Annotated in this window: 10 protein-coding genes; 2 read left to right on the forward strand and 8 right to left on the reverse strand. The window is 35.7% G+C overall.

The features are described 5' to 3' along the window. The first annotated feature begins 83 nt into the window (after nucleotides 1-83). Nucleotides 84-2648, forward strand: a complete 2565-nt coding sequence (locus H0V01_01770) for a gliding motility-associated C-terminal domain-containing protein (protein ID MBA2582097.1) — start codon at nucleotides 84-86, stop codon at nucleotides 2646-2648. A 107-nt stretch (nucleotides 2649-2755) separates the two neighbouring features. On the opposite strand, the gene H0V01_01775 is transcribed toward H0V01_01770, so the two are convergent. Together H0V01_01775 and H0V01_01780 are read right to left on the reverse strand one after the other, a co-directional pair. Then, nucleotides 2756-3466, reverse strand: coding sequence for a tetratricopeptide repeat protein (locus H0V01_01775; protein MBA2582098.1), 711 nt, complete (start codon nucleotides 3464-3466; stop codon nucleotides 2756-2758). 178 nt (nucleotides 3467-3644) lie between these two features. After that, nucleotides 3645-4571, reverse strand: coding sequence for a hypothetical protein (locus H0V01_01780; GenBank protein ID MBA2582099.1), 927 nt, complete (start codon nucleotides 4569-4571; stop codon nucleotides 3645-3647). A 115-nt stretch (nucleotides 4572-4686) separates the two neighbouring features. Between H0V01_01780 and H0V01_01785 the strand changes: the two genes are divergently transcribed. Next, entirely contained in the window at nucleotides 4687-5370 is a 684-nt protein-coding gene (locus H0V01_01785) for a ComF family protein (protein ID MBA2582100.1), read from the forward strand. Here H0V01_01785 and H0V01_01790 read toward each other — a convergent pair. The 6 genes from H0V01_01790 to H0V01_01815 all read right to left on the reverse strand — a co-directional run bounded on the left by H0V01_01790 (nucleotide 5361) and on the right by H0V01_01815 (nucleotide 15017). After that, nucleotides 5361-6041: a 2-C-methyl-D-erythritol 4-phosphate cytidylyltransferase gene (locus H0V01_01790; GenBank protein ID MBA2582101.1), complete on the reverse strand. Its 681-nt coding sequence runs from the start codon at nucleotides 6039-6041 to the stop codon at nucleotides 5361-5363. The two genes, H0V01_01785 and H0V01_01790, sit on opposite strands and share 10 nt — an antisense overlap. Nucleotides 6042-6063: 22 nt before the next feature. Beyond that, a complete protein-coding gene (queA, locus tag H0V01_01795; protein MBA2582102.1) occupies nucleotides 6064-7113 on the reverse strand; it encodes a tRNA preQ1(34) S-adenosylmethionine ribosyltransferase-isomerase QueA in 1050 nt (349 codons plus the stop codon). Nucleotides 7114-7167: 54 nt separating this feature from the next. Further along, on the reverse strand, nucleotides 7168-7923 hold the full coding sequence (truB, locus tag H0V01_01800) for a tRNA pseudouridine(55) synthase TruB (GenBank protein ID MBA2582103.1): 756 nt from the start codon (nucleotides 7921-7923) through the stop codon (nucleotides 7168-7170). Between the two features lie 36 nt (nucleotides 7924-7959). Continuing rightward, the gene (locus H0V01_01805) at nucleotides 7960-8745 is read right to left on the reverse strand and encodes an undecaprenyl-diphosphate phosphatase (protein ID MBA2582104.1); all 786 of its coding nucleotides are present in this window, start codon (nucleotides 8743-8745) and stop codon (nucleotides 7960-7962) included. Between the two features lie 228 nt (nucleotides 8746-8973). Next, a complete protein-coding gene (locus H0V01_01810) occupies nucleotides 8974-13941 on the reverse strand; it encodes a hypothetical protein (GenBank protein ID MBA2582105.1) in 4968 nt (1655 codons plus the stop codon). Beyond that, nucleotides 13938-15017, reverse strand: a complete 1080-nt coding sequence (locus tag H0V01_01815; GenBank protein MBA2582106.1) for a PorV/PorQ family protein — start codon at nucleotides 15015-15017, stop codon at nucleotides 13938-13940. Before H0V01_01815 ends, H0V01_01810 begins: the two co-directional genes overlap by 4 nt. Nucleotides 15018-15082: the final 65 nt, after the last annotated feature.

Consider the following 15082-nt stretch of genomic DNA (forward strand, 5'->3'; position numbering starts at 1 on the left):
AAATAAACAAGGATGCTCTTTAAGCGTAAGAGTTTAATAAAAGCAGTTTCTGGTTCTCTTTAATTATAATTAAAAAATTTCAAATGAGATTAAAGATTGTTCATTTAACTTTAATGGCCTGTGTATTTGCAATTCCTGTTTATAGTCAAAAAGGAAAAGACGGAAACAAAACAATTAACACTCCCAATACAATAGTGAATGAATTTACCACGCTAAATTCAAATGCCAATGCAGGTAGTAATAACCTTGTTGTTGGCGATGTATTACTAAATTCAAATGGTTTATTTTCTGGCCCTTTGGGATATGGGGATTTGTTGATGATAATTCAAATGCAGGGGGCAACCCTTAAAGGAAATGTAAATGATAGCACCTGGGGCTCAATAATTTCTTACAATAATTCGGGCTTATTTGAATTTGTGCAAGTTAACAGCATAATCAATAACAGTACAATCAATTTATCCTGTCCCTTACAAAATAGTTATTCTTCAAATGGAAAAGTTCAGGTAATAAGGGTTCCAAGGTTTTCATCCTTAACACTAAATAATGGTGGAGAATTAACCACACCAACATGGAATGGAGCAACCGGAGGAGTAATGAGTGTGGAGGTTAACGGGCCAACGGCAATTAATTCCGGGGCAAGTATAAATGTAATGGGTCGAGGCTTCAGAGGTGGTGGTATAAACAATACTTCTTCAATACCTGGCCTAGGTGTATATTCCTCTTTTGATGCTAAGGATGGAGGAGAAAAGGGAGAAAGTATTGGAGGATATCAAACAGATTACAATTTAATTGGAGGATATTTTTCCCGTGGTGCTCCAGCTAATGCGGGAGGTGGAGGAAATGCACACAATTCAGGAGGTGGTGGAGGTTCAAATGCCGGTATTCTTGTTGATTATACAGGTAATGGCAACCCTGATATTTCTAATCCAAATTGGATAAATGCATGGAACCTGGAATATCCCGGTTTTTCCAATACAACATCTACTGGTGGTGGCAAAGGCGGGTATACCTATGCTTTAAAGGATGAAGACGCAATTTATACCGGGCCAGGTGAAGTTACCTGGGAAGGAGACAATAGAAAAAATACAGGTGGAAAAGGAGGAAGACCTTTGGATTATTCCACTGGAAGATTATTTCTAGGAGGGGGAGGAGGTTCGGGTGATGCAAACGATGGATGCTCTGGTGCTGCAGGGGCTGGAGGGGGATTAATTTACATGCTTTGCTATGGAACGGTATCTGGAACTGGACAGATAAATGCAAATGGATCCAATGGGGCGAATACATTTGGCCTCGGAAAAGATGCTGCTAGCGGAGCAGGAGGCGGTGGAACTGTAATTTTAAATGCATCAGGTGCAATCAATGGGATTTCAATTGTTGCCAATGGTGGGAATGGAGGAAATCAAGTGTATAACAATCCCAACAATCCTTTTGAGTCGGAAGGACCTGGAGGAGGTGGTGGCGGAGGATATATTGCCATTTCAAATGGGAATATTTCACGTATTGCAAAAGGAGGAAAAAATGGAACAACAAATGCTGCCGGTGTTTCTGAGTTTATACCAAACGGAGCAACAAGCGGGGGAAATGGTTTTGACAATGAAAAGATAATTAATTATAATTACACGATACTCCCTATTAACGATACTGTATGTTCAGGAAATAGTGCTCTTCTTTTTGCAAAACTACAGGGATCGTATCCTTCCGGTACAACAATTTTTTGGTTTGATGCTCCTGTTAATGGACAATTGATTGGCACAGGAAATTCTTTTTCAACCCCTGTTTTAACTCAAACCACAACCTATTATTTAAGTACCTGTCCGGGTTTAGAAAAGGCCACAGTAACCGCTGTGGTAATTCCTGCTCCTGTTGCCAATTTTAAATTACAGGATGTTTGCTTAAATGATCCTGTTTATTTTACTGATTTATCAACTTCTACAGGCGAATCCATTGTTTTTCAGGAATGGGATTTTGGAGATGGATCAAGACTTAACCACAGTAAAAATCCTGTATACACATATAAATCTGCAGGAACTTTCAACGTTACTTTAAATGTTAAAACAAGCAGGGGTTGCAGCAGTTCTTTTTCCCGATTAGTAACAGTTCATCCTTCTCCTGTTGCAGACTTTGCTGCAATACCATTAAAGGCAAGCATATTTGATCCTGTTGTTACCTTTACCAATAAATCAACTGATGCTACATCTTGGATTTGGAACTTTGGAGATGGCTCATCTTTAGAAAATGTATTGCATCCAAAACATCGATTTCCAAGTAATGGCCCAGGAAATTATCTTGTGCAATTGTTTGTTTCTACTGATTATGGTTGCACTGATACAGTTGAAAAATTAATTGAAATAATTCCTGAATTCACCTTTTATGCTCCAAATACTTTCACCCCTGATAACGATGGAATAAATGATAATTTTTTTGGCACTGGAATAGGAATAGTGGATTACGAGATGTGGATATTTGATAGATGGGGAATGCAGGTATTTTATACCAACGACAGGGAAATTACCTGGGATGGAAGGGTGCAAAATGGAAAGACAAACAATGAAATTGCCCAACAAGATGTGTATGTATGGATGGTAAAGTTAAGGGATGTATTTGGAAAAATGCATGAATACAAGGGGCACGTAACTTTGTTAAAGTAGGATAATTGAATTGTTTGGGCACAATTAATTTACGCGCTTATTAGGGAAACTTCCAATACTTAAAAACATCAATTATAAGCGAATGATCAACTAAATGAAGGTTTTTTTTATTTGCAGTGGTGGTCATATTGCACTGAAGCCTTAGAATTACCCAGTTCAACAGATTTCTTATAATCCTCACAAGCCCCTGATTTATCCTCTAGCGCAATTTTAGAAAGGGCGCGATTAAAATATGCAGGTTCATATTCCTTGTTCATTCCAATTACCCTGGTGAAAATCTGAATTGCTTCAGGAAATTGTCTTTGTTGGTATTTCACTGAACCCAAAGAAAAAACAGCGTCAATAAAATCTGGCTTACTTTCTAAAGATTTATTAAAAAAAACATTTGCAGCAGGATAATTTTTTTGGCTGTATCGCACAAGTCCCATATTATAATAGGCTTTCCAGCTACCTGGATCGTGTTGCAATGCTAGCCTAAAATCCTTAACGGCATGCTCTCCTTTACCAAGGGCTTTTTTAGCCAAACCCCTATTGATGTATGTGTTTGGATTCTTCTCATTGCATTTTGCCGCTAAATTGAAATCTTTTATAGCCCCCTTATAATCATGCAGGTTATACTTACACAAACCCCTGTTATAATAGGCGAGTTCAAACTTTTTATCCTCCTTAATGGCATTGGAGAAGCTTATTATGGAATTATGGTAATTTTTCTGATAATAAAGTTCTAAACCTTTATCAAATTGTTCTCGGGAGGAATTCTGGGCAATAAGGGCAACTGCAATAAAACAAAACAGCGCAGTAACAATGGACTTTTTCATTTTAATTTACGTGTTTTTCTATCAAAAAGTAAATATAAACTATTCAAAATAATGAATCAAGAATTCGATGAATAAAGTTAACATTATCACCTCAAATTATTGTTTGAAAGAGAAGTTTGAATTCAATTATTTAGCCAAAAAGAAGCTTAGCTGAAAAAACGAAAAAATATAAATTAATTTATTTAAGCTCGAAATTAACCGATCCTATCTTTGCTTTGTCAGCATAAATATCAGCTACATATAAGCCACTTGGAAGAATTTCCGTCTCCTTAACTGTGAAATAAGCACAACCAGTAATAACTTCATTTTGGTATTCCACATTTCTTTTTGCGCTATATAAGCCTCTAATGCCATCAAAGGAGAACATATAATTATCATCAGCACCTTCTGCCAGAACTTTTCCTTCAGGAGACAAAATTCTTACAAAAACCTCACGAGTACCTTTTTCTGCTATTTTATTTTCTCCAAGAGTAAAGCATACTTTAATTTTTTCGGCTTTTTTGGCGCGGTTAGTCTCCGATTCTTTTCCGCTTGATTTGTAGGTAACCGCAGTACCCACTGCACTAATAGCTGAAAGGATAGAGGCATTTTCCACCCGTTGCACCAAATTTGTTTTCTCTTTATTTAATTCTTCGAATTTGGTTTGCTGTAGGCTTATTTTGGCATAAGCTTGAACATTTTCAGTCTTCAAATTCTGATTTAAAGTATTCAATGAATCAATTGTAACAACGTAATTATGCATGATTTTGCGAAGAGTTTCTGTTTCCTTTTTATACTTATGCATCATGGCAGTATTGCCCTTGTTTTTTTCCACCTCTTTAAGCAATTCCTCGATTTTTTCGCGTTGCATATCCATTTCACCTTGCAAAGTCTGATTGTTTGATTGTAAATTATCGTATTCACTAAGCATATTTTCCAATTCTACAGTTAGTGCATCTTTTTCTTCAGTTACTTCGAGCTTTTCTGTTACCTCAACCTTTACTGCTTTATTTAACTCAATATATTGCCAAACCAAAACCCCACAAAACACTGTAAGCAGGGCAATAATCAGAATTAAGACCTTATTGACATTGGATTTTTTTTGTTCTTGCTGTTTGGTTTCCATAATAGAAAAATGTAATTTAATATAAAGGTAAATATTTTATTTTTTAAACGAAATGGATAAGAAATTCACTGTGTAGTCTTCTTTAATGAACTTAAGTTCTAACTTTTTATTATCTATGTTAAGAGATTTTATTTCCTTAATTTATCCTGATTGCTGCCTGAGTTGTGGCCAAACTTTATTAAAACAGGAGCACCATATATGTACTGTTTGTAGATATAAGCTTCCAAAAACCGGTTTTCATTTTGAAAAAGAAAACATTTTAAGCCAGGTTTTTTGGGGGCGAATTGATTTACATAGTGTAGCTGCTTATTATTATTTTCAAAAAGGCGGAGGAGTACAACATTTGCTTCATGCCATTAAATATTTAGGGGCTACTCAGGCAGCAAAGGAAGTAGGTAAAATGTATGGAGCAGAGTTAAAAGCTTCTCCTTATTTTAAATCTGTTAATATAGTTATCCCAATACCACTTCATCCCACAAAAAAAAAGAAAAGGGGATTCAATCAAAGCGATTTTATTGCAGAGGGAATAGCTGAGGGTTTAAACAGCAACTGGAGCCCGGATATTTTAACACGGGATATAGCAGGAGAAAGTCAAACAAAAAAATCCAGGTTTAACCGTTGGAAAAATGTAGAGGCAGCATTTAATTTAAAGGACATAAATGCAATAGCAGGCAAACATGTTTTAATTGTAGATGATGTAATAACAACAGGAGCAACTATTGAATCAAGTGCCAAATGCATGGCTTGTTTTCCGGATACAAAAATAAGTGTTGCAGCAATAGCTTATGCTCAAAACTGAGTTTTTGCTTTCAATAATGCCTCAGCAAGCAAAAGATCAAAGGATGTTGTTATTTTAATGTTTTCTATATTCCCCGGGCTAAGTGAAATGGGAGTTCCTGCTGCTTCTACAACCGATGCATCATCGGTAAAAGCTGCACGGTAAGGCAAACTATAAGCAGCCTTTAAAACAGAAGCTTTAAAGCATTGGGGTGTTTGAACAATCCTGTATTCATCCCTATTTACGGCCTCGCTTGAATCTTTTGAAACTTTTCTGAGTGAATCAATTAATTCCACAACTGGAACAGCAGCATCTTTTTTTGCTGCTGCTTCAAAACAATTTTGAATAGTAAGGTGACTTACCAAAGGCCTTACTCCATCGTGTATGGCAACAATTGAATCATTATCTTGAATTAGTTGTAATCCGTTAATAACTGAGTGAAAACGGGTATAGCCACCTGAACATACATTGTGAGGTATTTCAAAGCCATAATGCCTGGTCAAGTTTTCCCACTCACTAATTTGATCAGTTGGAAGTACAACAATAATTTGAAGATTATTGTCCCAATCGAAAAATGTTTCAATTGTGTGGAAAAGCAAGGGCTTTTCTCCAAGTAATATAAATTGCTTTGGAATAGCCGATTGCATTCTGCTACCAATTCCAGCTGCAACTATTATTACTGAATTCTTCATAATTAGCCCTTAATTTAGGCCCTTAAATAATTAACATTGCATCTCCGTAAGAGAAAAACTGATATTTTTCTTTAATTGCCTCATCATATGCTCTTTTGATAAGATCATAACCTCCAAAAGCACAAACCATCATATAAAGAGTTGATTCTGAAGTGTGAAAATTAGTGATCATACAATTGGCAATACTGAAATCATAAGGAGGAAAAACGAATTTATTTGTCCAGCCATCAAAGGGCTTTAAATGGCCATCTGAAGAAACGGATGATTCGATAGCCCTCATGGAAGTTGTTCCCACTGCACATACCCTGCGCTTGCTATCAATTCCTTTATTCACAATATTTGCAGCCAAAGCAGGCACAATTGCTTGCTCGGAATCCATTTTGTGTTTTGTAAGATCTTCAACTTCAACAGATCTGAAAGTACCAAGACCAATATGAAGGGTAAGTTCGGCAAAGTTAACTCCTTTTAACTCAAGCCTTTTCATTAATTCACGGCTGAAATGCAAGCCAGCAGTAGGAGCTGCAACAGCACCTTCCTCTTTGGCAAAAACAGTCTGATATCTTTCCTCGTCAGATGCTTCAGCTTCTCTTTTAATATATTTTGGCAAAGGAGTTTGCCCAAGAGAATAAATTGCTTCTTTAAATTCTTCGTATGGCCCGTCAAACAAAAATCGAAGAGTACGGCCTCTTGAAGTAGTATTGTCAATAACCTCTGCTACCAACAAATCATCATCACCAAAATACAATTTGTTTCCAATTCTGATTTTTCTGGCAGGATCAACAAGTACATCCCACAACCTACTTTCGCGATTCAACTCACGCAGAAGGAAAACTTCGATTTTAGCACCTGTTTTTTCCTTATTTCCATATAACCTCGCAGGAAATACCCTGGTGTTATTTAATATCATAACATCCCCATCATCAAAATATCCTAGGACGTCCTTAAATTGTTTATGTTCTATAGTCTGTTTTTTTCTATCAATTACCATTAAACGTGATTCATCCCTGTTCTTAGCAGGATATTCAGCTATTAGCTCTTTTGGCAAATTAAATTTAAACTGTGATAATTTCATTGAAAATGATTATAAGTTATTTTTTTACAAGGGGGCAAATTTAAATATAATTTCTCAGGAAATTATATTTTTGATTCCGCTATTCACAGCATTGCCTTTCTCAAGTTTTATTGCATCATCTATTAACGTTTTAAATTGGTCAATTGTTGTGCTCTGTTCAATTCTGTATTCACCAATACCTGTACGGCATAGCTGAGAAAGGTAGGCTCCGCTTCCTAAGGCCAGGCCAAAATCAAAAGCAATAGATCGGATATAAGTTCCCTTGCTGCAAACAATGCGAAATTTAATTTCCGGAAGATTAATTTCTATGATTTCAAAGGCCGAAATTGTTATTTCCCTTGTTTTTACCTGGACATGCTCTCCCTTTCGGGCTTTAATATAGGCTCTTTTTCCATCTACTTTCTTTGCAGAAAATACAGGAGGCAATTGATTTGAGGTGCAAATAAAATCTGAAGCAGTTCTTTTTATCTGCTCAAAAGTAATATGTTCGATTGGATAAAAGGTGTCAGGTTCTGTTTCCAGATCATAGGATGGAGTTGTGGCTCCAAGTGTAAAGGTTCCTGTATATTCTTTTTCCTTTGCCTGGTGTTGGTCAATCTGTTTTGTCATTTTACCCGTGCAAATTATAAGCAAACCTGTAGCCAAGGGGTCCAAAGTTCCGGCATGGCCAACTTTTAAATTATGCAAACCCAATTGTTTTTGCAGCATGTAACGGATCTTATTAACAGCATCAAAGGAAGTCCAAGTTAAAGGTTTATTAATCAAAAGAAGTTCTCCTTTTACAAAATCGAATTCTGTTCTCTTTTTCATTTATCTTTTTACTTAATAAATATTTTCAGTGGTTTTTTAAAGTTTTATTCCAGTATAAATTGCAAAAACCAGGAAAACAATACCAATTACAATCCTGTAATAGCCAAAATGCTTAAAGCCATATTTTGTAAGTAAGGCAACAAATGCTTTTACGGCAATAATAGCACACACAAAAGCAACCGCAGCTCCTACAAACATTAAATTCCATTGATGTGAAGTCATTTGAAAACCCGTTTTAAACAAATCATATCCTGTTGCTGCAAACATGGTTGGTATTGCAAGTAGAAATGAAAATTCTGCAGCCTGTTTACGATTAAAACCAGCAGAAACGCCACCAAAAATTGTTGCAGCAGACCTGGAAACACCAGGAATCATAGCAAGGCATTGAAAAAAGCCAATTTGAACTGCACCCTTATAAGAAACTGCATCAGTATCGGTATATAAGGATTCTTCCTTATCAGACCATTTGTCCAGTAAAACAAGCAAAATCCCCCCCGCAATAAGAGCAATGCTAACAACGATGGAATTAAACAAGTATGCTTTTATGAATTTATAAGCCAATAAACCAATGATTGCAGTAGGAATAAAAGCAATAAACAATTTTAAATAAATATCAATGCTAACGAAAAATCGTTTGTAATAAATTACTAATACAGACAGGATTGCGCCAATTTGTATGCCTATTTCAAATGTGTTTTCAAAGTCTTTATCCTTTATTTCCATTAATGATCCTGCCAGAATCATGTGACCTGTTGAGGATACGGGTAAGAATTCAGTTAATCCTTCTATGATGCCAAGAATAATGGCTTGAATTAAATCCATAATTTATTTATTTGAGGCAAAAATAGATTTTATTTTTTTATATCCTTTGTGAATTCAATTATCAAATGCTATCCTGCACCATTGAAATATTGGAATAAAAGGATTAAAACAAACAATTGCGGTAAAAAACCTTATAAAAAAACTGCCAAAAACTTTATTTATTACCTCTAATCGGCAGAGAACCCTTAACTAATGGCTTTTCAACTGTTAATTTAACAAAAATAAAAATTAACGCATTAGGTACATTTTTCCAAAACCCTTTTGAAAAAACTTGTCAGCCTCCGTGGAATTATGTTCAATGGCTGATCCGTCTATCCTTGTAATAACTCTGTAAAGGTAAACTCCGTTTGCAAGTAAATCTCCGAACTCATCTCTTCCATTCCAGGCAAATTCAGTAATGTTCCTGCCAATATGAATAGGACCTAATTCATCCTTATGTATTTCCCTTACAATTTTTCCGGAAACCGTCATAATTTGAATTTTAAAATGAGATGGAATTGTGGAGCCAGTAAGTGTGAAAACGAAACGTGTAGAGGTAGAAAACGGATTTGGAAAATTCAAAACCTCGGTAATGGTGGATTTATTTATGACTTCAAAACTAATAACATAGTCAAAATCCCCGGATTTATTATCTGACCTATCGCTTGCCTTTATCCTTAACTCGTATTTACCATCTTTAGTAAATTGAGGCTGAAGTTCTATTTTGCAACTATTTTTAGGGAGAATAGCTGGTACAAATCTCATTGGTTCTTGTCCTGGTGCTTCAAAATACAATCTTTTTTGTTCCGATTCAGGATCTGTAAGATAAATGGCAAAGCTTGAGGTATCATTAAGTGCAAGGAATCTGTTTTCATCCTTTAACTGAACAACAATAAAGGGTTTGGCAGAAACAATATCACCATTAAGAATATGCACTCCATCGAAAGTAACATCAAGCATAGGATTGATTTTATCCCTGCCAACAAAAAAGCCTAATTGAGCCTTGTTGTTGAAATGGTATTGCTCTAATTGCCAATTTTCATCTTTAGGATTTATTTCTACCCAAAGGTTGTTGTAACCGGGAAATCCAATAGTTGAAAGCTCTATTGAGGTTATCAATATGCTGTCTGCAGGAAGATGAGCTAATTTTTTATATTCTAAAGGAAGAATATTGCGTGATATATCTTCCACCCAGTAATTCACATTAATGCTGTCCATATCAACATTACTTATATTTTGAATTGCTATTCTGAATTTAATCTTATCTCCCTCCTCAATTGTATCGGCATGAAAATAAAAATTTCTGGAAGCATTTAAGGCCGCTTCTGGAATTTCGTCAAAAAGCAATTGCCATCGCTTAAACTGGGCAGGTGTACTGGTTACCTCATCCCTTAAATTCGCTTTTAACCTTAAATAGGGATAAGAAGCCGCATCAATATTTAAATTGTAAATGTCTGTGTTCGTATTGTCAACATTCATCAACAGAGTTTCATTCCCATAAATATCAATCCCGGAAATATCAACACTAACATCATCGTTGGATGGCATTTCAAGACTTTGCTGTCTCCAATGAAATGAATGCCATTCCTTTGCCGGTCCTGCCACTACGGAACTAAGCCCTCCGGAAGGCAAATTGCGTTCAATATCTGTAGTAAGATTAATCGAACTGAATTTATTGCTTCCAATAACCGTTTTGGCAGAAGCTATAAGGCCTTTTTGAACAAAAAAGATGAAAGGAAGACTATCTGAATTGGTTAACAAGGAAGCATCGGCACCTAAATTTTGAAATGCGGAATGAACATTTGCATTCCATTGAGTACACATGGGATTAAAAACTGAATAGGCAAGTATGTAATGCCCATTAGGAACCGAATTTTCAATCATATCCACCATTGCATCCATTTGACTGGTTACAGAAGGATAAAAGATAAAATATTTACTGTCTCTACAACCCGGACCCGGATTCACATTATATTGAGGTTTTTCGATTGTTGACCAGGATTCAAGGGTAAGTGGATCAATAACCGCAATATGAATAGCAGGTGCCCAACCGCAAGAGGCGTAATCTTGGGTTTCAGCATCAATTTTAAACATCACAGAATATGTTTCTTCTATAGTTGAAGCATTGCCCCTGTTTGAACAAATGAGCTGTTTGAAAAAACTTTGAAACTGGAACTCACGCTGAATTCTGTTATAACCAATAAAATTAAAATCATTGTTTTTAAACTGGAAAAAGTGGGCCTGCCCCCAGCCTGACTTATCTTTGATATACTGAAAGGAACTTTCTCTCCACCTTAGGTCCAAAGCAGGTTCTATTAATGGACTTGCCCTCCAGAAATAAACCATACTATCTGGCATGTTTTTCAATAAATTTGGCGACCAGTGCAACACCCCTCCACTGTGTGTTATTTCAGCTTTCTCTTTAATTGGGCTGTTGAACAAATCTGTAGTATCAACTTCTAAAATATATTTTTTTGATTGAGCAAAAGCATTTGCTGTATTTGCCTTTAAGGTTATGCCTTGATTGGGAACAATTGAGTAATGATAAGGATAAACAGGGAGAATATCAGAGGAGGAAATTTGCAGACTCAAGGTTGTTTTATTGTTTATTTCGCTGATTTCATCAATTAATAAGGTATTGTCTGCAAAAACTGAAAAAATATTTTCCCCGGGTCCCTTTTCATTCTCAACAGGAAGTCGAAAAACCAAAGTGTCCTTATAATTTATTCCATATTTTAAGGCTAATTCTTTCTTTATAGAGCCATCCGGAAATTTTCTTGCTAATTCAATTGAAAAAAAATTATTAAAAGCACGACCTGTATTTGTTAAAATTACATTTACATCAAAAGAATCTATTTCTGTTGTAACATTTGATGGTGTAAAAAAAACATTTTGCTTGCTCACCACTACATCCGGTTTTTTGTATGAATTAATTGAAAGGGCAGGGTCTCCATGCAATGTCATTTGAAGGCATAAAGTTTTATTCATATAATTGTTTGCAACCTGGATTTCTTTTACTGTTTCTTTCATAACAGTTCCAATACTTTCACCGTATTTATAATTCCCAATGTTGTGATAAAACCTGGTGCTGTATGAATGAAGTAAATTAGGAAAACCCAAGCCTACATTTGCTACAAACGCAATTACCCCTTTGTCGGCAATAAGTACAAAAGATTCACTTGTGCTAATGGATGTTGTTAAATGAATATTTCCGGCAAAACAAGAATTGGCAAGCAAAATGGGGTACTTTTTATGGTTATTATAGGTAGCCGGATCATCTATGTTAATATCAAATCCATTTGCGGAAGCATGTCCAAAAAAAGTCATTAGGGAAACCCCAGATTCCAATTTGTTTTTAATTACATTGGCAAGTGTATTGTCAATTGGTGCTGAAGAGTTTTTATCAAAGGTTGTAACAATTCCACCAAAGAGGGTATCTTCAATAATATTCTCATAGGAGTTCATATATTGGGTAAAAGCTTGGTGTTCACTTGCATTTGCGCCTCCTCTAAAATGCAAAACTGATTTCATCCATTCCTCAGGAATAGAATATCCTTCATATTCAAGCATTTTTTTATGGTAAATTTTTACTTCATTGGCATTCTTAGCTGCAAGTCTTCCTGTAGCAATTGCAGGTTCATACATTGCGCCATTTAAACCTGCTGTTAACAATGCATCTGATGATGCCATGCCGTATGTTGGAACAAGACATTTTTCATAATAGGATGGACTTTTGCGTGAGTCTCTTGGATTAATTGATTTTCCAATTAAAAAGAGATGTTTTGGCTTTACGGTCCACTTGTCCAAAGCAAAATCTGCAAAGTTTTTTATTGAAAGTGGGTGTTTGTATATTCCATGGGCGAACTGATGGTATAGTTCATCAACATCAACAACCAATGGAATATGGCCCGTTCCTGACCGGTAATTTGCGTAATCAACTGTTTCCGATTTCAATTTTTTAGAGGTAACAAGGAGGTAATCGGCATTGGAATTGAGAAAATTTACAAATTGATTTGTGGCAGGATTAACAGATTCCAGATTTGAAATAGTAGAAATATAATTCTCAGGCAACAAATAACATTTTTTATCTGATTTTCCTGCAGCTCCATTTGGAATTATCACCTTATAAAGTCCGCCACTATAATAGGTTTTTATTTTTCTGGCATTTGTAATATCATATACATAAACATCTGATAAAGGATTGTAATTCTGAAATTCAAGCAGTGTTTTTCCCTGTGAAAGGTTATCCTGAACAATCATTTCAAAAACATTAACATTTAAAAAATTCATTGAATGCGGATAAATTAGGGAGGCCCATGCAATTGTGGTTCGGTTTCCCACAAAAGCGGTATATACAAATTCAGTTGTTTCGCTATGAAGAGATCCAGGTAGGATCGTCTTGTTAATTATATTTTTCTCATACCCGTGGTATTGAACATCGGCAAGAGAAGCGTAAGTTCCAAGAGAATTTTTAAAATCAATTTTGGTATGATGATCGGGAAAGGTGTTTGCATCTCTTGAAGCTCCAATAACAATAGTTTTAAATTCAGCAGCAGGTCCAGATAAATACGCATTGGGGGTGGGAAAAAATTTAACTCCAGTTCCTCCTTCACCGATAACCGAATTAAACCAGCCCTCTGACTTGGTGTAATCTGGATCACTGTCTCCAGCAGAGACCGTTTCTCCTAAAAAATATTCAGTCGTGTAGCTTTGAATGTTTTGCTTTAACACATAAGGAAATGGTGTAAAATCACTAAAATTAGCAGCATCCTCATACTGAATTCTTTCATTGTTAATGGATTCACTCCAGGTAATGTAATAAATTGCTGTATCGTTAATCAGGCTATAATAGGGATTGGGTTGGTCGCTTTGGGTACTGTACATAAATTTATCCATGTACCCATCGTTTTTTTGAGCATAAAATTCTATATAATCATTGCCGTCAAGAACGTATTGGTCTCCTTCATCTTTAATAAATAATGGAACTTGTTCTCCTCTAGCAAAAAGCTGGATTTTTCGATGATCTATTCCTTGCAAAGCTACTCCTGCATTCGAAAGGGAGTTAGAGAGCGTTGAAGCGCTAATCCGGTAAATGTTGTTTTGAGTTATTTTGAAAAAAAAATACTTCTGATTATAGTTAATCCATTCGTTGCCGTATGGTTGTGCGAGGGCAGACGTATATGCAAACAAACAAAATATCAATAGATTTTTTTTCACCTGTTCTCTCGGTTAATGTCAAATTTTAAAGAAAATATATTGGAATAAAGGGCAACAGACTGATCACCTATATCAGTTAGTGCATAATCAATGGTAATTCCTTTTATTTTTACACCTATGCCCATGTTTGGCTGCATACTAGTTTGTTTGTTTTTATCAAGATCGGTTTGTTGTTGAATATTTCCAATACCAGCCCTTAAAAACACGAATCCTCCATAGCCAATCTCTAATCCCAAATGGGGATCAATACTAACGGCATTGCTTTTAATAAGAACATTTCTTTTTCTGTCAAATGTAAAATCAAAATTTGCCTCTGTAAGCAAAGTAAATTTTTCTTTGATTTTATAGGTTCTTGCTGCTCCTACCAGTAGTTTTGGTAAAGTAACTTCTACTGAATTTTGAGGTATTTCATTTCCTGTTCTATTAAATACATCAATTGTTTCCTGGTTCAATGTATAGCTCCAGGCATTGAATGTGGAGGTTACATCTCTTGCCATTGCTCCAAACTTCCAATTGCCTACTTGATACTGGGCACCGAAGTCTAGTCCAAACCCCCATGCCTTGGCAAAGTCACCCACAATACGATGAATAACCTTTGCATTAGCCCCAAGATGAAGGCCAGGGATTGCTGTTTTTTTGGCATAAGAGGCAATAAATGCATAATCGGCAGCAGAAAAGGAAGTTATTCTGTCGTAATTAATGTTTCCATTTGCATCAATAAGTTCTGTAGTATTTGGAATATTATCTACACCGAAACGAATAAAACTAAAACCTAATGCGCTATTCGTATCAAGGGGTGCAGCGAATGCGGCATAATCATATTTAGCAATGCCTGCAAAATATTCAGCATGCATAAGGGCAACTTGCCTGTTACTCTTAACTCCCAATAAACCTGCAGGATTCCAATATCCAGCGGTTACATCATCAACTGAGGATACATAAGAATTGGACATCCCTAGTGCTCTTGCTCCCACACCTATGGATAAAAATTCGTTACTGTATTTTCTTGCTGTTTGGGCATATACAACAGTAATGCTTACAAAAAGGATGATTGATAATGCAAGTTTTTTCAACATATAATTGAATTATGATTAATCCGGTTTTAGAAAAATTTGCTTGCTTCACCCTTACACCGGTAGTT

It is taken from the genome of Bacteroidota bacterium (genome assembly GCA_013696965.1).
GTDB lineage: Bacteria > Bacteroidota > Bacteroidia > JACCXN01 > JACCXN01 > JACCXN01.